This is a genomic window from Nostoc sp. FACHB-133, assembly GCF_014698055.1.
GTDB lineage: Bacteria > Cyanobacteriota > Cyanobacteriia > Cyanobacteriales > Nostocaceae > Nostoc.
The window spans coordinates 71,122-94,684 of the sequence record NZ_JACJSH010000017.1; the positions used below are offsets into that span (position 1 = coordinate 71,122).

A 23,563-nucleotide genomic window follows, 5' to 3' on the forward strand; every position below is an offset into this window, starting at 1 on the left:
TGTCAAATCTTAGCGTTTTTTAACGCAGAGGAAAGCCGACGAAAACCTAACTCTCTTCCCGACGCGGAAAGGGGAAAAATTCAAAGTCTCTCTCCTTTTAGGAGCTACGGTGTACACACAAGTCAAATTACCCCCCTTAATCCCCCCTTATAAAGGGGGGAAAAAAGAAATCTAGTTCCCTCCCTTTTATAAGGGGAGGGTTAGGGTGGGGTAAAACCTTGGTTAATGAGCTATTTCAGACTTGTGTGTACATCGTAGCCTTTTAGAAGAGAGGTTTTCCAGATACTGTGAAAAATAAGATAAACGCATAGGTACGCAGAGTTTTGCCACATTTAATTCGCTAAGAATTAATGAAATGCTGTACTTAGTACACAAGTTTCACTAGATCATCAGCCGGGGATTTTTAAGATGACAACTCCGCTATCTTGCCGCAATTACATCGATGGTCAATGGTTAAATGCTGTAGGGGAAGGAACTTTAGAAAGTCGCAACCCTGCGGACAAAACCGAAATCGTTGCCACATTCCCCCGATCGCAAGTTAATGATGTAGATACAGCAGTAGCCGCCGCCCGTAAAGCCTACCGCAGTTGGCGCACAGTCCCGGCCCCAGCGAGGGCAGAATACATCTTTCGCGTCGGGGAAATATTACTCCAGCATAAAGAAGAACTTGCCCAGTTAATCAGTCGGGAAATGGGTAAACCTCTGACAGAAGCTAGGGGCGATGTGCAAGAAGGTATTGACTGTGCCTTTTACAGTGCTGGCGAAGGAAGGCGACTATTTGGGCAAACTACACCGTCGGAAATGTCTAATAAATTCGCTATGACTGTGCGAATGCCTATCGGAGTTTGTGCCTTAATTACTCCCTGGAATTTTCCTGTAGCAATTCCTTGCTGGAAAGCTATGCCAGCTTTGGTGTGTGGCAACACAGTTATTCTCAAACCTGCCGAAGATACCTCAGCCTGTGCAACTAAATTGATTGAAATTTTCCAACAAGCAGGTTTACCACCAGGAGTAATTAACTTGGTGCATGGTGTAGGAGAAGAAGCGGGGAAAGCTTTAGTTGAGCATCCCAATGTAGATTTGGTATCGTTTACTGGTTCTTCAGAAACGGGTGCTTTTGTTGGCGCTACTTGCGGACGCACTCACAAACGTGTCTGTCTGGAAATGGGTGGTAAAAATGCCCAAATAGTGATGGAAGATGCCGATTTAGAACTTGCTCTCGATGGAGCAGTGTGGGGAGCATTTGGGACAACCGGTCAACGATGTACGGCTACTAGTCGCCTGATTTTGCATCGTGATATCAAAGAAAAATTTACCGCCATGCTTTTCGAGCGTACTAGTAAGTTACGCTTGGGTGCTGGCACTGACTCTAATACAGATATTGGCCCGATTATCAATGAAAAGCAACTCCAACAGGTAAGCAAGTATTTGGATATCGCCCGTGAGGAAGGAGCAAAGGTTTTAATTGGTGGAGAAATTGCCAATGAAGGCTCATTGAAAAACGGTTACTTCTTTCAACCAACTATTTTGGATGATGTAACTCCCGATATGCGAGTCGCCCGTGAAGAAATATTTGGGCCAGTAGTGGCATTAATTGAGGTTAGTTCCTTTGAGGAAGCGATCGCAATTCTCAACGATAGCAATTACGGTCTTTCTTCTTCAGTTTACACCCGCGACATCAACCGGGCTTTTACTGCTATGCGCGACATCGAGGCAGGTATCACCTATATTAACGGCCCTACTATCGGCGCAGAGGTACATTTGCCCTTTGGGGGTGTGAAACAAACCGGTAACGGACACCGCGAAGCTGGAACTACTGCAATGGATGTTTTCACAGAATGGAAAAGTGTTTATGTTGACTTTTCTGGAAGTTTGCAACGCGCTCAGATAGATAACCGCAGTTAATTTAGTAATACAGCGATTTTCAGTTGAGTAGAAAAAAGACCTAACCCCCAGCCCCTTCCCTTGTAGGGAAGGGGAGTAAGGCTTTTAGAAGAGAGAATCTAAATAGCACGCATTGGATTGCAAAATTTGTAGTATCCCCTTGACATTATGTAGAGTCTGTATTACATTTGTAGTATGAAAAGAAAAGCCTCCTCAAAGGCAAAACTAAAACCTATCAGAAGCTAGACAATTGCATAGATGCCACTGTTTGGGGCCGCGATTGGGGTTCGACTGCTCCGAAGCCAACAAACGGACGGTTGCAGGATTCGGGTTCAATTCCCGACGGCTCCATTTGCTTTGACTTCTATTGAAGGTTGCAATAACCTCACTTAGAGCATCGCAATCATCCAAACTTGGGTCTGTAGCTCTAACGGTAGAGATCCCGGATGTCACTTGTGCCCTAACAGAAAAAGCTTACATACTTGCTCAATGGTAGAGCGATCGTCTCTAAAACGATAAGTTGCAGGTTCAATTCCTGCGGTGTTACCACAGCTTTTTCAACTTGCATGAGGTGTGAGTGTAACTCTCACAGGGAGGGTATCGGTTCAATCCCGATCAGATCCACTAATACGAATTCGTAATTCGTAATTCGTAATTCAAACAGGAGGTGATTGGAATGGTTCATATTCGATTTGAAGGACGTTCTGTTGATGTCCCAAAAACCCAATTGGGAATTGCAGCAGGGATGAATGATGTGGCAGTGAAGGAGCGGATTGCTCGGCATTTAGATGTGAATAGCGATCGCCTTTCTGCTTACGTAATCGATCGTCGTCCTAGTGGTGATTTGATCGTTCGCCCTGAAGCTGTCTATGGTTAAATTTTATTCCGCGCCCTAACTTGTGAAGTCTACACACACCATCCGGCAACGGAATGCAGGTTCGATTCCTGTCGCTCCCTTTGATGGGAGCGTAGCCAAACTGGTATAGGCAACTGTGAAAACTGCTTTGCTAACTTGTGCGGAATTTCAATTATTTAAATCGTATTTATCAATACCTTCGCCAATTTACGAGGGTGGGTTGATGACGCTTTCACTATTAACTCGCTGTCCTCTGAGGTTTGACAAAAACAATAAGTTCTAAAAATTCCTTTAAGGTTTCCCACAAGGTTTTTTTTAACGTATTGACCGCAGTATAAGGGTTTGAGATGACAAACTCCCTTTTAAGGGAAACGCTTATGTATGGGTAATTTTGCCAGTTTTGCCAAAATTTTTCTAGGCTCTTATTTTGGCAAAGGTATTGATTTATCTATAACCTTTACTCAATACAGAGGTGAGTTCAATGATGTTAGCTAACTCATGTTTAATAACAACTCAATTAGTACAACTGCATTTAAACAACGTGAGATATGAGCGAACATCGTTTGAGCGAGATTGTGATTGAGCGTCCTCGCGGTGGGAGAAGAATTAGCCTCAAAAAGGTGACTGGCTTTAAGAAGCAATTATACAAAATCACCCAGGATGCAAGTCAGGATGGATTGTTGAATCCCTACCTGATTAAACCAATAAATAAATCTAAGTATCTTTCAGACCATCTCGGTCCTCTGCGTCGGTTTTTGCGTAGGCGTAGCCCGCCGCAGGCATCGCAAGTCGGACAGCCTTGGAATGACGTTTACAGCCAACTGTGTCAACGATTAGATCCCAGCACAATGGCAGGACAGCATGTTATCGATCATGTGTGGGACTACGTTGAACGGCATGTGGAAATAATTGATGGTGGTTTTTATCGCAAGCCTTATCAAGGGTATCGAAATCAGCTAAATACAAGCTATCGCGATCGCTTCTATATCCATCCTGAAACCGGAATTCTTTGTGCAGCCGAGAAAATACCTCGAAAGCAGAAGCAAAAGCAGGAACAAACTGATATTGTCATCATTGATAATTATCATCAATACCAGAAGCTAAACGAGATTTGGTATTTAATTACCTTTGAAGATTTGCCATCGCCACCCACTCATTATGTGACGGATGCTGTCAAAGGTATAATTCATCGTTCTGTGGCATATACAGGTCGAATGATTTACGCTGTTAAGAAACAGCAGTGTAATAAGAAAGAAATTCGATTTATTTTAAATCAACTTTCTAAAACTTAAAATTTTCACTTCGTGCCCTAACTGGATAAGCTTACATACTAGCCGAATGGTAAGGCACTTGAGAAATCAAGCAACTATGGGTTCAAATCCCGTGTGTGAATCAACAGCTTTTTCGACTTGCACGAGGTGATCTTATTTCATTAATGATTTATGAAAATTTCTCTTTCGGTCTTTTCTTCGTGTCTTCCTGGTTCGTTTAAAAAACTATATTTAAGTTGCGAAAATTACTTTTTTTAAACGAACTGCAAAGGACGCAAAGGACACGAAGGTGAAGAAAAAAGACAGAGAATTTCACATACTAATCAGGACTACTACATAGAAATTCAAATTTATCGGCAGTTGTTGCCGCGCGTGCAACATCTGCCTCCTCATCCATCACAACTAGAGGAGGTTCATAATGAAAACCGCAGAACGTAACCTGCGTTTGGAAATGCTCAACAGTTTGCTCACAACTCCTCACCGCAAGCTTGAGCAAGTCGCAGAAATTCATCAGTTAATTGTTGAACTCGATCCCATCTTCTACGGACATTTAGCAGTCTGGTATCAGCGTCATGGTGATGTCCGCGACCATAAAGAAGTATTCCTAGCTTATTTACTAACCAGCAATTTAATTGAACACCGAGATGCTGGATTTATGATGCTGCAAGAGTTTCCACCCTATCAAGTGGCTCGTGTGGTGGACTTCATGAAGCAGCAGCAGAATAAACTGCCTCGTTCCGCTCGCACTGCGGTACGGCGTTACTTGAAGACACGAGAAAGCAATCCGGCTCTATTCGATCGTGCTGCGCTCAGAGGTCGTAAAGCAATGAAGCACTTATATGCTTCACTGCACATCAAGCCAAATGAACGCGCAAATGCGATTCTGTTTGGTGATAGTCCTCCAGAGGGTTCCTTAGCAAATGTACTGAAGCAGCTGGCTAAGGCAGAAAATGCTGTAGAACAGGCACGGCTGATTGTGGAGTTCAAAATTCCATATACGATCGCAATTGGTGCAATCAAGCAACTTACACCAGTTGTATTGGTGGCGTTGATCAATAGCATGACTCCTCAAGAGGCGATCAACAACCTCAAGTCTCTCCAGACTAGAGGTGCAATGGATCATCCACAAGTTAAGAAGCTGATTGATTCCAAGCTGGAAGCAGCGTCTAAGAGTGGGCGTGTCTCAGCATTCAAAGCACAGATTGCCGCAGACGCAGGAGATTTTGACGCAGACACCGTTGCTCAACTGGAAAAGGTGACAAACGAACAGGTAAAGCGGCGTGGTGCGATCGCTCGTCCAACTGCTTTATTGGTGGACAAGTCTGGTTCAATGGAAAATGCGATCGCGATCGGTAAGCAACTTGCTGCCCTAATCTCTGGTATCACTAAGGCAGAACTATTTGTCTACGCCTTCGACACCATTCCTTACGCTGTTACAGCAAAAGGCAAGGAGTTGACCGACTGGGAGCGTGCCTTCCAGCACATCAATGCAGGCGGTGGTACTAGCATCGGCTGTGCATTGGAAGCAATGCGGAAGAAGAAGCAGGTGGTTGACCAGATTATCTTAGTGACGGATGAGGGCGAAAATGCTGCTCCTTACTTCGGTGAAGTCTACAAGAACTACTGCCGGGAGTTGGCGATAATGCCCAATGTGGTGATTGTCCGTGTGGGTACTCATTACAACTGGGTGGAGAGTCAACTGAAGCAGCAACAAGCACCTGTAGATACGTTCACTTTCGCAGGTGACTACTACAGTTTGCCGAACATCGTCCCACTCCTGACGCGCCCCTCTCGTCTGGATTTGCTGATGGAGATACTAGATATACCGTTGCCTGTGCGATCGGATAAATGAGATTATAAGTAGCTTGCCTATCATTTAACTATGGTGGGCAATGCTATACTTATAACCTGCTACTCCTAACTCGGTTCGTTCTTAATTAGCGAAATTATTTATAATTATTACGAAACTCCTGCCATAATTTCCTAGTCTCCAAAGACCAGAAGACTTCATCCTGATCGCCATTTATAAACATATCTAAAGCTTGGACTACTTCCGGCCAACCATCAGGTAATATTCTATGGTTATTTATTGGTTCTCCGATAGGAATATCGGTGTAAAAATCTGTATCAGATTTAGATATTTTTTTTAAGATATGAAGCATGGCTTCTAGTGCTATACCCTCTGCAACTTGACTAGAATAAATTATTGGAAGTTCTGCATCTGTATATTTTCCATGCAGCAAATTGTTTCTTATATTCAAAAAATCAGGTGTTCCCTTAGATGTCTTGATATATTTATTCCAACTAACTCCTAGAGAATCAAGAAAAAATCGAATTGTTAAGGAAAGAGGTGGTGTTCTACCATTTGCATTCTTCGCCTCATTTAATAAGTCCTGAAAATTTCTATTTGAAGGCAAAAGAGGTGATTTTTGAATCAATGCATTTTCAAGTTCTTGAATACCTCCCAACTTTTTTAACCAGTAAGAGTAGAAGTACTCAATCGCAGAACAAGATGCATATAATTTTAATTCTGAAGTGACATCCAAAACTATTGTCTTAAGCTGAAGAATACCATTACTAAGTTGCTTATCCAATGGACAGCACTCTAGGAAAGCTTCAGCATTATGATGTATAGAAACACCGTGCGTTGGCCATGCCTTTGATAATCTAGAAATCCTTACTTTTTCCTGTATAGGAACTAATTTTCCTTGAATTTCCTTATCTAGGGATTTTGAATAAATTATAAATTCATAGTAAATTGGTATAATTTCATAGTCACAAAGTATGCTTAAAAAAGCACAACACTCAAACATTGCTTGTTCAAGCTCTTGAATCTTGTGTATTAATAAACTTTGATTAGTCGGAGGATTAATAGAACGTAATATATCTATGAAGCTAAATCTGTAGAATGTTTCTATATTCGGTTTTCTAAATGAATCTTGACTGTGTATTACATAGCTTTTACCACATTTTAGTTCATAGTGACTATTTAAAAAGCAGTATGGGCTGAAAGACTGCATTTCTGCTAAATTTAAATTATTATCGCGTTTCTTCGGTAAGCCTTGAAACTCAACTCCGAAAATTTCATCTGATGAAGAGACATCATCATTGAGATATGCCTTTAACCGAACTAAATCACTAAAATCTTCTTCTAAAGACAAATTGGAATCCCAGCCGGAGTATATAAACATTTGGTAACATCTGAAGTTTATGAGTGGTGAATTGTAATTGGGCATATGTGCTATACCCATTAAAATAACTTTTTCTTGAATAAGAATAGCCTGTTTGTTAGCTTGACGTAATTTTATATTTATACCTGAGTAAAAGCCATTTTCATCTTTATTATCATCTTTCAAAATTATTTTTAACTTTAGTTCTGTGGCATCTGTAAATCTTAACTGCAAGGTAACGTTTACAAGTAAAGTTAACTCATCTAATAAAAAATGAGCTTCACCGTGATAATCGCAGTCGCAAGGAAAGTCTCTAAACAAATTACTCATAAGCGCTCACCTATTTGTTATTAGGCCCAAGTCTAAATTACCATTTGTAACATAAAATATTTAAACTTGGTATAAATTAACACTATAGCTACAAATCCTTTCTCAAACCAAGGAGGTGATCCTGATAAGCGACATGAAGAGTGTATATGAAGTGGCAGCGATCGCTCTACTCCAAAATCCCTCTTTTCATCTCTTCCAATTTTGTGTAGTATATTGTATTATATTAATATTCTGCGTGCCCCAACTCTTGGAGCCTACATACTAGTACGAGAGGAAAAGTAACACTGTCAAATACAGTGGGCGTGTGTGAACGGGGAGTACGAAGAACCTGGGAGGTAGGCTTAAAAGTAGCCATCCTTAAAAGAGTGTGTAACAACTCACCAGCGGAGTCCCTTTAATAACTGAGAACACGCAATGCTCCACCAACTTGCACGCAGAATTATATTAATTCGTAATTAATAAAGTGAGATTTCATCACGGTTTTTAGGGTTGCATTGGTAGCCTTATTTTTTAAAATTGGTATTAGTTATGACTCACATATTTAAGCTAATCAACCAAATTGCGATCGCACAAGCACAATTGTCTACAACCCAATTCCTAGCACCCTGTGTCAAAGGTGGACGAGTTCGCACACGGGTAGCCGGGATGATCTACACCTTCAGTCCAAAGCCCAGTAAATTTGAAGGTTGGGGCATCTTTCAGGCTGTGGATGAGAAAACAGCAACGGTTATAGAAGAAGCAGACTTACCCCAAATTGCAGAATACCTGCAACACTTTCCTCAAATACGGCTGCGATTAGCACACCAACTGCAAAAACAAACTTGGTTAGCATACCCTGTGAATGAAGTAGATATGCGTCAACGGTTGAAGGTAGTTAAGCCGATCGCAGTGCATCTAGTAACTGAAGGTATCGCCTTTGAACAAATCATTGCCCGATGGAATGGGCATTCATCCTGGTTCGAGGAAGTAGATCGCCGTACCGATCCGGCAATTTCTGAAACTCTGCAATCTGCTATTAAGCAACTCATTCCTGCTGAAGAATTACAGTTTAAAGGTATTACTCCAGAAATCCGCACAGTGTACGATTTAGCAACTCGGCGCATTGATGGATTTACTCAACCCCAACAAGATGAAAAGCGATTGAGAAAGGCATTGCAAATGGGCGGTGGTACCTTAAATCAATTCCACGATCGCAGCGATTATTGGACAGTCGATTGGACAACTGCTGATGGTGTTCGCCATGGTAGTGCGATCGCAAAAACAGACTTGACTGTTGTCAGTTCTGGTATTTGCCTAAGTGGACGCGATCGCGATTTTGACTTGCAATCCTTAGTAGGTGTAATGGAACACCAAGAGTATTAATTACGAATTACGAATTACGTTAGCGAAGCGGGGCGTAGCCCATTACGAATTATTATGAGTATCTTTTTTCACGAACAGCTTTACCGCACCAATGCTGTGATGGCAAAGTTGAAAAACTATCCTGTAACTATTTGTGGCGCTGGAGCATTAGGAGCTAACATAGCGGAAAACTTAGCTCGGTCTGGTTTTGATAAACTTACAGTGATTGATCGCGATCGCATTGAGGAGCGCAATCTTTCAACTCAGCCTTACTACCGTTCCGATGTGGGAGCGTTCAAAGCGAAGATTTTGGCGAACAATTTATATCGAGCAATTGGTACTAAAGTTGATGCCAAAACAAAGGAGTTGACAGCAGCAAATACAAATCAATTACTTCAAGACAGCCAGCTAATTGTTGATGTGTTTGACAATAGCGTGGCACGTCAAGCAGTAAAAGATTATGCTGAAAAATTAAGCGTACCCTGCCTTCATGCTGGACTATCAGCAGATTATGCAGAGGTGATTTGGAATGACCTTTATCGCGTTCCTTCTGAGGTTAATGATGATGTCTGTGATTATCCGTTGGCGCGAAACCTGGTTATGTTAACCGTTGCAGTGGCGTGTGAAGCGATCGTTTCATTCATTGCGACAACAGAACAACATAACTTCAGCATCACCCAGAAGGATCTGACTGTTCAATCTCTGTTTTTGTAGATTGCTTAGACGCTCTTAGCACCTTGTCACAGGCATCGCCCATCACGATTTACCAAACTCTGCGGATTTAAGTTGCATACCAACTAACAAGACGTTCGGCGATCGCTCAGTCAAGTCGCAGTAAGTTTCGTAGCAGGGTATAAATCTCCTTAATTATGTCAGCCTAGCGGAGGGTAGCCCATCATGAATTACGAATTAACTAGCTAGATAGCTGTGTATCTTATTCTTATGTCTTCTTAGACTACCCAAAGCTTGTTGCTCTATCTGTCGCACTCGCTCTCGACTAATACCCATACGTTGACCAATCTCTGCTAAAGAAAGTTCATTTCCATCTGTTAAACCAAAACGTAAAGTTAATATTTCTCGTTGCTGGGGATTTAATTTTAACAATAAATTTTGAATATTCTGTTGAAGAAACTTCTGTTCAGCATATAATTCTGGGGAGAGTCCATTATCCTCCAACATATCTTGTAATTCTATATCTTTGTCTGAGCCAACTCGTAATTCTAGAGAGACAGGTTGACGTGCTAAAAGTAAATAATCTCGAATTTGTTTTGGATCTAAAGATAGTTCTTCGGCGATATCAATTGCGGTAGGAGTACGACCTAATTTTTGAGTTAGTTCACGTTGAATCCGCTTGATTTTGTTCAGCTTTTCTGTAATATGAATAGGCAAGCGGATAGTACGTCCTTGTTCGGCTATCGCTCGTGTAATTGCCTGGCGAATCCACCAATAGCCATAAGTTGAAAACTTGTACCCTTTAGTTGGGTCAAATTTCTCAACTCCTCGTTCTAAGCCTAAACTTCCTTCTTGAATTAAATCAAGAAAATCTAGGTTATGTCTTTGATACTTCTTAGCAATAGATACTACAAGTCGCAGGTTAGCCTGAATCATTTTCTGCTTGGCTTGTTGTCCTTGATGTAGCTGTTGTAGCAGTGAATTTTCACCCATATTTATATTTTCAACCCACTCTTTTTGTGTTGGTTGACGTTTTAATTGGATAGCTAATTTTTCTTTCGTAGCTAGTAAAGCCATCATTTTTTGAACTTGCTTGGCGAAATTAATCTCTTGCTCATGAGTTAATAAAGGTATCCGTCCAATCTCGCGAAGATAAGTACGCACTGTATCAGCAGTATATAAAAGTTTCTCCTGTTTATTACTTTCTTCTAGATACTTGTAAGATAGATTATTCATAGTTATTTGAACCTTCAAAAATATTTGTTGGTTTAGAGGATGGTTTAAAAATCCTCTTGGCAGTAGCAAAACATTTTGTATTCCCTTAAATCCAGGCTACTTGCTTCGTTTTTGTCCTAATTTTACTTTTTACTCAGCACTCAGTACTGAGTAACTTAAAAGTCCAGAAATTTGAAATATTTTTTAGTTGTTGCTACGGGTCGTTATTTTGTTAAAAGCAATATTTTTTAAGTTAATAGCTTGATGTTACAGGAGCTTGTCAAAGAATTGAAAAAGTTATGTCTGTCCAAATTCTAGTCCATTCTAAAGCAGAGCAATACCTCTAAGAACTTCTTCTACAATGACTTTTGCAACACTGGAGACAATGGATTATGGTTTGATTTCACTTTTGCGATCGCAGGGGAACTGACTTGATATCTTAAAAGACTGCGATCGCTTTTGATTAATCCTTACTCAGATTTTGACCTTTTTCTACCAAACAAACTAGTCATACTTAATCCAGTAACCAACAACCCTAATAGCCCTAGTCCGTTCAAAATCGGGTAAATTCCCTGTAAACCCAAGATTTCACCACGATGAATCGAAAGTAGTAGACTACGTGGAACTCCAATATTAGCTGACCACTCACCTACCAGGGTAGCTGCAATACCGGTTAACAATGTTACAGCAAGCGGTAAAGCCAAAATAATTGCCAGAGTCCGGTGATATTTGCGAAATGAACGCATTATCCAAAATCTCCAGTGGAAACTATAGCAGTTTGCAACTTGATAAACTACAGAATTATTTGTCTCAAAACTAGATATAAAGACTTTTTTCCTGATGTATCTTGTCTTTTAACTCCTGCTCTATGTTAGTTTGATCTTACTTTTTGGAAGCAGTGGCGATGTTTGTCTCAAGTGTTTGTAACCCTTGAAGAGATTTCGCTTTATCTTTTGCTTTTAGCGAACCCTTCACCTGGGTCGCAGCATCTTCGATTACATTATAGATTTTTGAAGATTTAGTTTTGACACCATCCTCAACTTTAGACCAAGAATTTTCAAACTTATTAAATTCCTGTTGAGCTTTCTCAAAGTTTCCGGCTTGCACCGCAGTTTTTGTATTTGTAACGACACCGATCAAAGTATCAAAACCTCCCTGCGTAGCACTAGGATTTTTTGATGCCGTTGTTGTCTTAGTGGTTTCAGTGGTAGTAGGAGTTTGGGTGGTGGATTTTTGATCGCTGTTGCATCCTACCAATGTCAGTAAGCTAATTGCAGTAACAGGGATGATGTAGATTAAGCGTTTCATAAGACCTCTTGAATGATAAGTCGCCAAGTAATGACGGTATCAGCTACTATATCAGCTAAAGTTGCTGGAGGTGTAGGAAGATTCTATGCTAGCTTTCTTTCTGTAAATGCTAAAGTTTTTTATACAATTTTTTATTGGTACGATTGTATCAAGGCTGTTTTTCTATATTAATTTGGAATTAATACCTCATTATTTTTGATAAGTAGCTTAGGTGTTATTTGTTACTTTATTTATAATTAAAAAGAATGTAGAATTCAAAATTAATTAGTGTGGGACTTTAAACTCACATATTTATCGACTACTCATACAGAATTCAGACTGAACTCTTTCTTGTTAAAAAGTCTTGCATAGAGTTGACAAATTCTTTTAACTCTAAAACTAAGTTAGTAGCATCTCTAAGCTCTTGCTCGTAAGCTAACTTTTCTAGTTTGTCAGCTGCTAGATACATAGCTGTGGCTCCAACATTGGCACTAGCACCTTTAAGGTGATGAGCTTCTCGCGCAATCTGCCCAAAGTCATCAGATGCGATCGCTGCAATGATGGTCTCTAAACGGGGTTCAACATCTTTAAGGTATATTTGCAATAAATTTAATTCAAATTCTCCATCATTTTCCGATATCCGATGCAAGTGTTCCCAATCAATTGCTAGGTTAATTGTGTCGTTGTTTGTGGTGGAAACTGTCTGTTCTTCAACAACTGGCTCTTGCTTTGAGAGGATAACGCCTGTCCAATGCTCTAGAGTGGCAGCCAATTTTTCTTTAAACACTGGCTTACTCAGATAGTCATCCATTCCTGCATTGAGACACATTTGTTTGTCTTCTTTCATCGCATTGGCCGTCATCGCAATCACCACAGGACGACGACGCAGAGCAAAAGCGTCTTCTTGCCAACGATGAATTTCTTTTGTGGTTTCTAAACCGTCAAGAATTGGCATTTGGCAATCCATTAGAATCAAATCATAAGGAATTTTTTCTAATAGCTGCAAAACTTCCTCTCCATTGGCAGCAACATCGGCTTTGTAGCCTAAACTCTGAAGTTGCTTCAGGGCGACTTTTTGATTCACCAAATTATCTTCAGCTAAGAGAATTCTTAACTGGAATTGAGTAGAGGGGTTATGGGCAGAGGAAGTAAGAATGCTGGAAGTTTCTGTACTTGAGATTTTTGTGGTAGCCTCTAGCCTTCTTCCTTTAGCCCCTTCTTCTGGTTGAGGCTGAGTTTTTAGAATAGTCATAATGGTATCAAGGAGTCGAGACGGCTTAACGGGTTTGACTAAATAAGCAGCAAATCCTATTTTGAGCGCTCGTTGCAATTGAGTGCGTTGATTAATAGAGGTGAGTATAATCAAAGGTATCTTAGCAATTGCAGAATTAGCCTTAATTTGTTCTTCTAAAGTTATGCTAGAAGTTTGAGCCATTTGCATATCAAGCAAGACGACATCATAAGAATTACCACGCTCACAAGCTTCCTGAATAGCTTCGAGGGCAGCAGCAATACTGTCAGCTTGATCTACCTGCATTCCCCAACCGGTAGCTTGATGATAGATAATTTTGCAATTAGTAGCATTACTATCTACCACTAACAAGCGGCGATTGTTCAAAAATCTGCCTTCGCTCTTGACCTTCGTGTAACGTGTCGCAGGCAAGAAGCTATCGGAGTTTGGCAAAACAGGTTCAAGTTGTTTGACAAAAGGCACCTCAAACCAAAACTTAGATCCTTTCCCCCTCTGACTTTCCACGCCAATGACTCCTCCCATCAAAGTCACCAGTTGTTTGCAAATGGCTAATCCTAAACCGGTACCACCATACTTGCGAGTGGTAGAAGCATCCACTTGGGTAAATGGCGTAAAGATTTTGTGTTGGTCTTCAGGGCTAATGCCAAGACCTGTATCTGTAATGGCAAAATAGATGGTGGCTGTTGTGGAGGAAAGGGATGGCTTTGCCAAAGGCGATCGCAATTCTACTTGCACTACGACTTCACCAAAGTTAGTGAACTTGATAGCGTTGCTAATTAGGTTCATCAGAATTTGCCGTAACCTACTAGCATCACCTTTGAGGTAAATAGGGACGTTGCTATAAAGTAGTGCAGAAATTTCTAACCCCTTACTATGGGCTGATGGAGCCAATAACCCTACCACTTCTTCAACACAAGTGGATAGGTTAAAATCTAGAGTTTCGAGAGCCATTTCTCCAGCCTCAAGTTTGGAAAGATCCAAAATCTCATTGATTAAACTTAAAAGGGCATCTCCACTAATCCGAATTGTTTCAATAAAATCTCGTTGTTCTGGATTTAAGGGAGTATCTAAAACCAAACTGGTCATCCCCAAGACAGCATTCATGGGAGTGCGAATTTCATGACTCATATTTGCCAAAAAAGCACTTTTAGTCTGAGAAGCTAATTCCGCTTGGTGACGAGCAATTTCAAGTTCTTCTCGCTGACGAGTTTCTGCTTTTAAAAGTTGAGCTTGGGTTAAAGCAATGCCTACTTGGTCAGCTATTTGCCGCAAGAGATGAGTTTCAAAACTAGACCATTGGTGAGAATCATCACACTGATGGACTATGAGCAAACCGCGAAGTTCTTCTTTGACTAAAATAGGTACAACAAAGTTGACTTTGACCCCAAACTGTTGGATTAATTTCAGGTCACTTTGTTGGACTTCGAGTAAATCTAACTCAGCCAGTCCTAAAATCTCTCCTTGACGGTACTTTTGTAGATAGTACTGTTGCAGATATTCTGCTCGTAAGTAAGGGGCGGTGATATTTTGCTCTTTGATTTCTGGTAAGCCAGAAATTACTGCTTCAACAACGGAGGTTGCAGACTCATCTGGTAAAAGCTGATAGATTAAAACTCGGTCAGTTTGGAGAATCTTTTGCACTTCCTTGACAGTGATTTCGAGAATTTCTTCGATTTGCAAAGACTGGCGAATTTTGAGGGTGATTTCGGTAAAAAGTTGCGATCGCAAGTTTTGGCGTTGTAATTCCTCTTCAGCCCGCTTACGCTGAATAAATTGGCCCACTTGCTCACCAATAGAATTCATCGTGTTGACTAAATCTTGGTCATGAGGTTTGATTTCACGATTGAAGCAGGTAATCACGCCCAAAATTTTGTTACCAGTCCGAATTGGAAAACCGAAAGCTGCATGTAGCCCTACTTGAGCCGCGATTTTAAAATAAGGAAAATTAAGATCCGTGACGATATCAGTAAGCCAAACAGCTTCAGAACTAGCCCAAACACGCCCAGGTAGTCCAATTCCTTCTATAAATGTGGTTTGCCGATTCAGTGCTTCAAATTCTTGCACTTCCAGGGATGCTTTATGCCAGATGGAAATAAAACGCAGCACATTTGTTTGCTGATCGACCATCCAAATTTCACCTAAATCCCATCCTAAACTCTCGCAGATTCCTTGCAGGATTCGGGGGTTAGCCTCGTTGATTGTGGTAGACTCTGCCAAAACGCGGGTTGCAGCATATTGTGCAGTTAAATGCTGTTGTACTCGTTTGCGATCAGTGATGTCAGTGCCAGTGCCAACAATGTATTCCACCGATCCTTCATAGTCTTTTAAGAAGGTATTCGACCAGGCAATCAGTCGGTGACTACCATCCTTAATTACCCAATGGTTCTCATGCTCCAAAAAGCCTCTACCAGTTAGCAATTGCTCAAAAACTGCTTTGACTGACTCTACTTCTTCAGGAAGTAGGAATAAGTTCCAGAAATACCTACCCCTCACCTCATCGAAGGAGTAACCTGTTATTTGCTCACAAGCTTGATTGAAACGAACGATTTGCCCTTGAGAATCGAGAACTATTACTAACGCACTGGCTGTATCAAGAACTGCTGAGATAAAATTGCGTTCTTGATTTAAGGTTTCTTCTGCCCTTTTGCGCTCTGTTACCTCACGATATATGAAGTAGTAGACTACAGCAAGAACGATAAAACTTAGGCAAATAGCGATCGCAATTGTCACTGTTGTTTTGCGAGTCCAAGCTTGTGCTGTTTGTGAAAGTTGCTGACGTTGACCCCTTTCTTCATTCTCTATCTCATCGATCGCCTTGCGGATATCATCCATGAGATTTTGACTTTTGTTTGTCAGTATTACCTGCAACGCCGCCTCTAATCCCTTGTTCTGGCGTAAGTCGATAGTCTGGTTTAGTTCAATAAGTTTAGCTGCGATCAGGAATTCAAGCGTTGCAATCTGCTTTTGTTGGTTTGGTTGATCTGTGCTTAAATTTTTTAGTTTGGCAATTTCTTGCTCGACGTTGGCAAGTGATGCTTGATAGGATTTTAGATAAGTTTGTTTTCCAGTAATAATGTAACTACGTTGCCTAGTCTCTGCATTCTTTATTTGAGACAGTAGTTCTTCTAAACTGTTGATTTTTTGAGAAGTATTTTTTAATATAGTGTGATCGTTGATAGATACTGTTGTATTTTGATAGGAAACTACACCAATCAAAACTAAAATTACCGACGCGACACCAAAACCTGCTGCAATCTTTTTAAAAAATTGTTTGCTTACCTTCTGCGTCTGTTTGTTTTTCTTGGTAACAAGTACCAAACTTGCTAAATTTCGGCGCAATTCCAGTTGCTTGATGACTTGACGACCTAATGCTCGTAATGCCTCTATCTGATCTGGAGTAAGTTCTCGTGGTACGTAATCAATCACACACAGAGTTCCTAGAGCATATCCTTCAGGGTTAGTCAGAGGTACACCAGCATAAAATCTAATATTTGGGTCAGATGTAACCAGTGGGTTGGTAGCAAACCTTTCGTCATCTCTTGCATCAGGCACAACAAAAACGTCAGGCTGTAAAATAGCATGGCTACAGAATGCGAAATCTCGATGTGTTTCTAGGGGATCTAAACCGACTTTTGACTTGAACCACTGGCGATTTGTATCAATTAAGCTAATTAAGGCAATAGGAGTCTGACAAATATACGAGGCTAAACGGGTGAGGTCATCAAAGGCAGCTTCAGATGGTGTGTCGAGAATTTTATACTCCAAAAGTGTCTCGATTCTCTGTATTTCGTTATTAGGTAATGGTGCTTTCATCCTTAAGCCTTATCTACATTTTGGGGGCTGGGGAAGAAGCAGGGAAATGAGGGAGATTAAAGGGGAGACAAGGAGATTGCCCACCATGCCTAATACCTAATATCCAATGCCAATGCCCAGGTCAATAAACTTACTTCAATTAATGACAATAGTTTAGTTAAAAGCGTTAGCGTAATTTCACTGAGTTCTAGCTGATGCATAAATTTGTCAAATGATTAAGTCTCTACTATATTTTTTGTGGGCTGGTTTATTTGAAATTGGAGGAGGCTATCTAATCTGGTTGTGGTTGCGAGAAGGTAAGCCGTTCTGGTGGGGCATATTGGGGGGAATTGCTTTAGCTTTCTATGGGATTATTGCAACTCTTCAATCGGCAAATTTTGGCAGAGTGTATGCTGCTTACGGTGGTGTGTTTATCGCAATAGCAATGTTTTGGGGTTGGAAGGTAGACGGTGTAACTCCAGACCGCTACGATCTCATCGGAGCATGTTTAGCTTTAATGAGTGTTCTAATTATCATGTTTGCACCCAGACTTTGAGTAAAACTTCTAGATTAATCAATTTTGTAATACTCGCTTTTTAGAGACTAACAAAAAATAAATTATCCCAAATGATTTGTATATTTGTTGGATGCCATATCTGTGCTATCTGGAGATGGGATGTTTTTTTGCTAGAATTCCCTGAACACATAATTACCTGACCAAAAATCACCAAGGTTTTTTTTAATAACCAGCCGAAGATAAGCAACCATCTGTATATCTCCCGCATAAATGCGTAGATATAAAGAGAATTCATGATAAATTTGTACAAATTTTCTGAAAATTGATAATTATTATCAATTTTTACAAGTATCTTGATTTGTAACAGTAAGTAACTAAAATTTGGAGTTTTGTAGCGCTTGCATAAAATGCTATCCTGCACAAAAAGATGCAATCACTGCATCTGTACACCCTTGGTTCGATTTTGGCAACTACAATTAGGATTATATTTTTGTTAACATTTCCAGAAAATTAAAGTTAAGTAACTTTTAAGACAAAAATATGTAGCAAAAAGTAATCAAATGTAGTTAAGGATACAAATCGTTGGTGCTTAGGAAGAAAAAGAAGTGTTGAAGAAAGTTGTGATGATTGGGGCTATCACCCTACTGTTTTTGGGAGTACCTGTGATGGGCAATGCTTTTGCCCAAACACCAGCCGCTGCTCCACCTGCTGCTGATACTGGAGATACGGCATTTATGCTGATTTCAGCAGCACTCGTGCTGTTAATGACACCAGGATTGGCATTCTTCTATGGTGGATTTGTGCGATCGCGCAATATCCTAAACACATTGATGATGAGCTTTGTCTTGATGGCGATCGTGGGAGTTACCTGGATTCTCTGGGGTTATAGTCTTTCTTTCGCACCAGGGTTGCCTTTCATCGGTGGGTTGCAATGGTTTGGGTTGAACGGTGTCGGTTTAGAGACTCAAGGCTACTTGCCGCACCTGCCTTATGAAGATGCACTCAAAGCAGCAGACCCTAAATATGCTGATGTAGTCTCTTATGCCGGAACGATTCCCCACCAGGCATTCACGATTTATCAAGCCATGTTTGCCATTATCACCCCAGCTTTAATTTCTGGGGCGCTCGTTGAGCGGATGAGTTTCCGCGCCTATTCGCTGTTTGTACTGCTGTGGTCAACCTTTGTTTACGCCCCTCTAGCCCACATGGTATGGGCGAAAGGTGGATTCTTGGGTTTATATGGTGGATTGGGTGCCCTCGACTTTGCAGGTGGCACAGTGGTTCATATTAGTTCTGGTATTTCTGCTCTGGTAGCAGCGATCGTCCTTGGCCCTCGGAAAACCCATCCCGATCGCCTTAGCCCGCCGCACAATGTTCCTTTCATCTTGCTGGGTGCTGGCTTGCTCTGGTTTGGTTGGTTTGGTTTCAACGCTGGGAGTGCCCTATCTGTTGCTAGTGGAACTTCTGGTAACTTCACAACAAATTTAGCAACAACAGCCTTTGTTGCCACCAATACGGCGGCGGCGGCAGCAGCTTTAATGTGGTTAATTTTGGAAGCAGTTTTACGGGGTAAACCAACAGCCGTAGGAGCAGCGACAGGAGCCGTTGCTGGTTTAGTAGGTATCACTCCCGCCGCCGGATTTGTGACACCGCTATCAGCGATTTTAATTGGTTTCATCACCGCCTTTGTTTGCTTCTATGCTGTAAGTTTCAAGCACAAGCTGCAAATTGACGATGCTTTAGATACCTATCCGGTGCATGGCGTTGGTGGTACAGTGGGGGCAATTTTAACAGCCATCTTTGCCACAACTCAAGTCAACGCCGCAGGTAAAGACGGAGTGCTGCGTGGTAATTTTGGTGAATTGGGAATTGAACTAGCAGCAATTGCCATTGCTTACGCGATCGCAGGTGTTGGTACGTGGATTATTCTCAAGGTTATCGATGCTACAGTTGGACTGCGTGTTAAAGAAGAAGCAGAATTGCAAGGTTTGGATATCAACGAACACGGCGAAGAAGGTTACAATTCCGAGTTTGGCGATCGTCCGACTTAGTTAGTAGGAAGTGGGAATTGGGAAGAGGACTAGGGGACAAGGAGAATTGGGGACAAGGGGAAAGACTTGTTTCAAATTCTCACCTCTTGTCCCCTGCTCGCTGCTCGCTGCTCCCCTGCCCCCCATTCCCCACTCCCGAATTTAAGATTGTGTAATTTGCGATCGCTAGCGTTAAAATTTGATTCAAATAATTGGTAAATTTCGCTAGTCGTGTCTACTTCTGCAAAAACCTTTCCTATCTGGGCATTTTTCTCGCTGTTAACCAACGGCATCCTAATGTTGGCGGTCATTCTGCTAATTTGGCAACAGCAGAAATTGGCCGCTTTTTTTGGGATAGTTACATCCCCAGAACAAATTAACCTGAACAACTCAACCCAAATTGCTACACCTGATTTGGGTCGCCGTCATCAACTCACTTACCAAGAGTGGGTAGAAATTCTCAAGCAAGAAGCCAAGGTCGCTGCTGACCAACGTCCTCCGCATTTAACTATCCTGGCGGGAGATTCTCTGAGTTTATGGTTTCCCCCTGAGTTATTACCCGAAGGTAAAACTTGGCTCAATCAAGGGATTTCTGGCGAAACCAGTAATGGACTCTTAAACAGGTTGAAAATATTTGACCGCAGCAAACCAGAGGTCATTTTTGTGATGATTGGCATTAATGACCTAATTCGGGGGGTGAGCAACGAGGAAATTTTAGATAATCAGCGACAAATTATCAATTACCTCCGAAAGAGGCATCCCGCAGCGCAAATTGTTGTGCAATCGATTTTGCCACATGGGGCAGAGGAAGCAACCTGGAAAGGACGAGATAAACTTCTAGCTGTTGCCAATGTTCGCATTCAAGGGTTGAATCAGCAACTGCAAAGTATTTCTACCAAAAAAGGTGTCAAATATCTTGATTTATATCCCCTGTTTACTAACAAGCAAGGAAATCTCCGCCGCGAATTTACTACTGATGGCTTACATTTAAGTCCCGAAGGGTATATAGTTTGGCGTTCTGCATTGCAGATTTATGGCGAAATCGAATTAAAATCCCAGCAAGAAGAAGAGGGGAAAAGGTTAAAGGGTAAAGGGTAAAGGCATGAAATCCTTTTACCTCTTATCCTTTTCCCTTTCCCCCTCTCTGATAATATTTTTGAATACAACTGTGTATAAATCTCGTCTGGGCGCGAGAAAATAAAAAATAGTGGTTGAAGTAGACAAATCTAATGGATACAAAAGCTTTTAAGCGCAGCCTGCAACATTCAGAAAATTACAATCGCAAGGGCTTTGGTCATCAAGCAGAAGTTGCTACCCAGTTGCAATCTGAATATCAGAGTAACTTGATTCAAGAAATTCGCGATCGCAATTACATCCTGCAACGGGGTGATGTGACGATCAGACTAGCACAAGCCTTTGGTTTTTGCTGGGGTGTAGAACGGGCTGTGGCCATGGCCTACGAAACCCGTCAGCACTTCCCCACAGAACACATCTGGATTACTAACGAGATTATCCATAACCCTTCTGTAAATCAGCGAATGCAGGAGATGGAAGTAGAATTCATCCCCATTGAAGGAAAGAATAAAGACTTTTCTGTTGTTGGCACTGGTGATGTAGTGATATTACCCGCTTTTGGAGCTAGCGTTCAAGAAATGCAGATCCTTCACGAAAAAGGCTGCAAAATTGTTGATACAACTTGTCCTTGGGTATCTAAAGTTTGGAATACAGTAGAAAAGCACAAAAAAATAGATTATACATCAATAATTCACGGTAAATATAAGCACGAAGAAACAGTTGCAACTAGTTCTTTTGCTGGCAAGTATTTAATTGTGTTGAATTTGCAAGAAGCACAATATGTTGCTGACTATATTATCAATGGTGGCAACCGTGAAGAATTTCTGACAAAATTTGCTAAAGCTTGTTCAGCAGGATTTGACCCCGATCAAGATTTAACAAGAGTTGGCATTGCTAACCAAACTACAATGCTTAAAGACGAAACTGAGCAAATCGGGAAGCTTTTTGAGCGGACTATGTTGCAAAAGTATGGCCCTATCGAGTTAAATCAGCATTTTCAAAGCTTCAATACTATTTGTGATGCCACCCAAGAACGGCAAGATGCAATGTTGGAATTGGTGGAACATAACTTGGATTTAATGGTAGTAATTGGTGGGTTTAATTCATCGAATACTACTCAATTGCAACAAATTGCTTTTGAGCGAGGAATACCTTCTTATCACATTGATACTGTTGAGCGGATTCAATCAGGAGATTCTATAGAACATCGGCAATTAAATGGGCAGTTAATAACTACAAAAAACTGGTTGCCAGATGGTGAAATTGTCGTGGGAATCACTTCTGGTGCTTCCACGCCAGATAAGGTTGTAGAAGATGTGATTGAGAAGATTTTTGCTGTGAAAGCAACAGCAGCTCTGGTTTAACAGTGATCAAGTAAGCAAGTTATTAGTAAGGAATTGAGTGCTGAAAAAATAAAGACTGAAGTCCTTACTACTAACCCTCAAAAGTAGCTTAAGAAAGTAGTAGTGTTCACTATTTTTAAAATTTATGAGAAATTCAATAAATCGATAAAGGATTAATCATGAATTAGTATGACAGAGAAATGGCTTTCTATCGTCGGCATTGGGGAAGATGGATTACAGGGGTTAAGTGCGATCGCTCGTTCTCTAGTCGATCAAGCTAAAGTAATCGTCGGAGGCGATCGCCATTTGGCAATGCTCCCTACAGACGATGGGCGTGAGAAACTAGTCTGGACATCTCCCATTAGCGTATCTGTAGAAGAAATTATCCAGCGTCGGGGTCAGTCAATCTGCGTACTCGCAAGCGGCGATCCGATGTGTTACGGCATTGGTGTCACCTTGATGCGGCGAATTCCCATTTCTGAAATGACGATTATCCCCGCACCTTCAGCCTTTAGCCTCGCCTGTGCCAGGGTGGGATGGTCTTTAACTGAAGTAGAAACCTTGAGTTTGAATGGTCGTCCATCCTCCCTACTCCAGTCTTACATTTACCCAAAAGCGCGACTATTGATTTTGAGCGAAGGGAAAGACACACCCGCCATTGTTGCGAAAATTTTGACAAATCGCGGCTATGGTGGCAGCAAAATTACCGTCTTGGAGCGTATGGGCGGCAATCATGAAAGAATTATAGAAGGCACAGCTGCATCTTGGAGTGAGACTGAAATTGCGGCTTTGAATGCGATCGCAGTTTATTGTATTGCTGATACTGGGGTTATTCCTTTACCAAGATTACCAGGATTGCCAGATAACGCCTACCACCACGATGGACAGTTAACGAAGCGTGAAGTTAGGGCGATTACTCTAGCAGCATTGGCTCCCACACCGGGAGCGTTGTTGTGGGATGTTGGCGCGGGTTGTGGCTCAATTTCCATCGAATGGATGCGGAGTAATGCTCGGTGTCGAGCGATCGCGATCGAGCAAAATTTATCTAGACTACTCTATATTGCCGATAATGCCGCCACTCTTGGTACTCCAAATCTGCAAATCATTGAAGGGAAAGCGCCCCATGCCCTGAAAAATTTGCCAGCACCAGATGCCATTTTTATTGGTGGTGGGGTTACAGCAACGGGACTTTTTGATGTTTGCTGGGAAGCACTGCGGCCAGGTGGGCGTTTGGTGGCAAATGTGGTGACGGTAGAGGGTGAGCAAACTTTATTTCAATGGCATAAACAAGTCGGTGGCGATTTAACTCGTGTTGCTATTCAACGGGCGGAACCTATTGGTAAATTTTTGGGTTGGCGGGCAATGGCACCTGTCACGCAATGGGTAGTTGTAAAATAATTTGATTTGTGCGGCATCTGAAAATGTGCCAGCTAATTAACTGCTTACTTTGTTTTGTACCCTTCTTATTGCGGAGAAGATACGCCAAGGGCAAAAGCAATAACATCTCAAAAGTAATTAACCGGACATCA

18 protein-coding genes, 1 tRNA gene and 1 other annotated feature are annotated in these 23,563 nt (G+C 41.4%); of the genes, 12 read left to right on the forward strand and 7 right to left on the reverse strand.

What is annotated here, in order from left to right:
* The first annotated feature begins 408 nt into the window (after nt 1-408).
* A complete protein-coding gene (locus H6G86_RS15670; protein ID WP_190935094.1) occupies nt 409-1,905 on the forward strand; it encodes an aldehyde dehydrogenase family protein in 1,497 nt (498 codons plus the stop codon).
* Between the two features lie 204 nt (nt 1,906-2,109).
* On the opposite strand, the gene H6G86_RS15675 is transcribed toward H6G86_RS15670, so the two are convergent.
* A complete protein-coding gene (locus H6G86_RS15675; protein ID WP_190935095.1) occupies nt 2,110-2,337 on the reverse strand; it encodes a hypothetical protein in 228 nt (75 codons plus the stop codon).
* 223 nt (nt 2,338-2,560) lie between these two features.
* Here H6G86_RS15675 and H6G86_RS15680 point away from each other — a divergent pair, with 223 nt between their 5' ends.
* The 4 genes from H6G86_RS15680 (at nt 2,561) to H6G86_RS15695 (ending at nt 5,863) form a co-directional block, all read left to right on the forward strand.
* On the forward strand, nt 2,561-2,761 hold the full coding sequence (locus H6G86_RS15680; RefSeq protein WP_190935096.1) for a hypothetical protein: 201 nt from the start codon (nt 2,561-2,563) through the stop codon (nt 2,759-2,761).
* 527 nt (nt 2,762-3,288) lie between these two features.
* Entirely contained in the window at nt 3,289-4,032 is a 744-nt protein-coding gene (locus tag H6G86_RS15685; RefSeq protein WP_190935097.1) for a hypothetical protein, read from the forward strand.
* 32 nt (nt 4,033-4,064) lie between these two features.
* Nucleotides 4,065-4,130, forward strand: a tRNA-OTHER gene (locus H6G86_RS15690).
* 299 nt (nt 4,131-4,429) lie between these two features.
* Nucleotides 4,430-5,863 carry a vWA domain-containing protein gene (locus tag H6G86_RS15695; RefSeq protein ID WP_190935098.1) on the forward strand — a complete coding sequence of 478 codons (1,434 nt, stop codon included), beginning with the start codon at nt 4,430-4,432 and terminating at the stop codon, nt 5,861-5,863.
* A 94-nt stretch (nt 5,864-5,957) separates the two neighbouring features.
* On the opposite strand, the gene H6G86_RS15700 is transcribed toward H6G86_RS15695, so the two are convergent.
* On the reverse strand, nt 5,958-7,511 hold the full coding sequence (locus H6G86_RS15700; RefSeq protein ID WP_190935099.1) for a hypothetical protein: 1,554 nt from the start codon (nt 7,509-7,511) through the stop codon (nt 5,958-5,960).
* Nucleotides 7,512-7,839: 328 nt separating this feature from the next.
* Nucleotides 7,840-7,895: a sequence feature (23S ribosomal RNA rRNA prediction is too short), on the forward strand.
* A 144-nt stretch (nt 7,896-8,039) separates the two neighbouring features.
* Here H6G86_RS15700 and H6G86_RS15705 point away from each other — a divergent pair.
* Together H6G86_RS15705 and H6G86_RS15710 are read left to right on the forward strand one after the other, a co-directional pair.
* The gene (locus H6G86_RS15705) at nt 8,040-8,873 is read left to right on the forward strand and encodes a hypothetical protein (protein ID WP_190935100.1); all 834 of its coding nucleotides are present in this window, start codon (nt 8,040-8,042) and stop codon (nt 8,871-8,873) included.
* A 54-nt stretch (nt 8,874-8,927) separates the two neighbouring features.
* Nucleotides 8,928-9,566, forward strand: a complete 639-nt coding sequence (locus H6G86_RS15710; RefSeq protein WP_190935101.1) for a HesA/MoeB/ThiF family protein — start codon at nt 8,928-8,930, stop codon at nt 9,564-9,566.
* 195 nt (nt 9,567-9,761) lie between these two features.
* On the opposite strand, the gene H6G86_RS15715 is transcribed toward H6G86_RS15710, so the two are convergent.
* From H6G86_RS15715 to H6G86_RS15730, 4 genes are all read right to left on the reverse strand, one after another.
* The gene (locus H6G86_RS15715; protein ID WP_190935102.1) at nt 9,762-10,760 is read right to left on the reverse strand and encodes an RNA polymerase sigma factor, RpoD/SigA family; all 999 of its coding nucleotides are present in this window, start codon (nt 10,758-10,760) and stop codon (nt 9,762-9,764) included.
* A gap of 449 nt (nt 10,761-11,209) precedes the next feature.
* On the reverse strand, nt 11,210-11,485 hold the full coding sequence (locus tag H6G86_RS15720) for a peptidase (RefSeq protein WP_190935103.1): 276 nt from the start codon (nt 11,483-11,485) through the stop codon (nt 11,210-11,212).
* 136 nt (nt 11,486-11,621) lie between these two features.
* Nucleotides 11,622-12,047 carry a DUF4363 domain-containing protein gene (locus H6G86_RS15725; protein ID WP_190935104.1) on the reverse strand — a complete coding sequence of 142 codons (426 nt, stop codon included), beginning with the start codon at nt 12,045-12,047 and terminating at the stop codon, nt 11,622-11,624.
* A gap of 313 nt (nt 12,048-12,360) precedes the next feature.
* Nucleotides 12,361-17,091, reverse strand: a complete 4,731-nt coding sequence (locus H6G86_RS15730) for a GAF domain-containing protein (RefSeq protein ID WP_190935105.1) — start codon at nt 17,089-17,091, stop codon at nt 12,361-12,363.
* A gap of 211 nt (nt 17,092-17,302) precedes the next feature.
* On the opposite strand from H6G86_RS15730, the gene H6G86_RS15735 reads away from it, so the two are divergent.
* Both H6G86_RS15735 and H6G86_RS15740 read left to right on the forward strand, forming a co-directional pair.
* Nucleotides 17,303-17,626: a YnfA family protein gene (locus tag H6G86_RS15735; RefSeq protein WP_190935106.1), complete on the forward strand. Its 324-nt coding sequence runs from the start codon at nt 17,303-17,305 to the stop codon at nt 17,624-17,626.
* Between the two features lie 584 nt (nt 17,627-18,210).
* On the forward strand, nt 18,211-19,638 hold the full coding sequence (locus tag H6G86_RS15740) for an ammonium transporter (protein ID WP_199338295.1): 1,428 nt from the start codon (nt 18,211-18,213) through the stop codon (nt 19,636-19,638).
* Between the two features lie 71 nt (nt 19,639-19,709).
* Here H6G86_RS15740 and H6G86_RS15745 read toward each other — a convergent pair whose 3' ends face one another.
* The gene (locus H6G86_RS15745; RefSeq protein ID WP_190935156.1) at nt 19,710-19,928 is read right to left on the reverse strand and encodes a hypothetical protein; all 219 of its coding nucleotides are present in this window, start codon (nt 19,926-19,928) and stop codon (nt 19,710-19,712) included.
* Here H6G86_RS15745 and H6G86_RS15750 point away from each other — a divergent pair.
* The 3 genes from H6G86_RS15750 to cbiE all read left to right on the forward strand — a co-directional run bounded on the left by H6G86_RS15750 (nt 19,849) and on the right by cbiE (nt 23,432).
* Complete coding sequence (locus H6G86_RS15750) at nt 19,849-20,715, forward strand: SGNH/GDSL hydrolase family protein (RefSeq protein WP_190935108.1); 867 nt, start codon at nt 19,849-19,851, stop codon at nt 20,713-20,715. The genes H6G86_RS15745 and H6G86_RS15750 overlap by 80 nt on opposite strands.
* 131 nt (nt 20,716-20,846) lie before the next feature.
* Entirely contained in the window at nt 20,847-22,055 is a 1,209-nt protein-coding gene (locus H6G86_RS15755; RefSeq protein ID WP_190935109.1) for a 4-hydroxy-3-methylbut-2-enyl diphosphate reductase, read from the forward strand.
* Between the two features lie 168 nt (nt 22,056-22,223).
* A complete protein-coding gene (gene cbiE, locus H6G86_RS15760; protein ID WP_190935110.1) occupies nt 22,224-23,432 on the forward strand; it encodes a precorrin-6y C5,15-methyltransferase (decarboxylating) subunit CbiE in 1,209 nt (402 codons plus the stop codon).
* Nucleotides 23,433-23,563 lie beyond the last annotated feature (131 nt).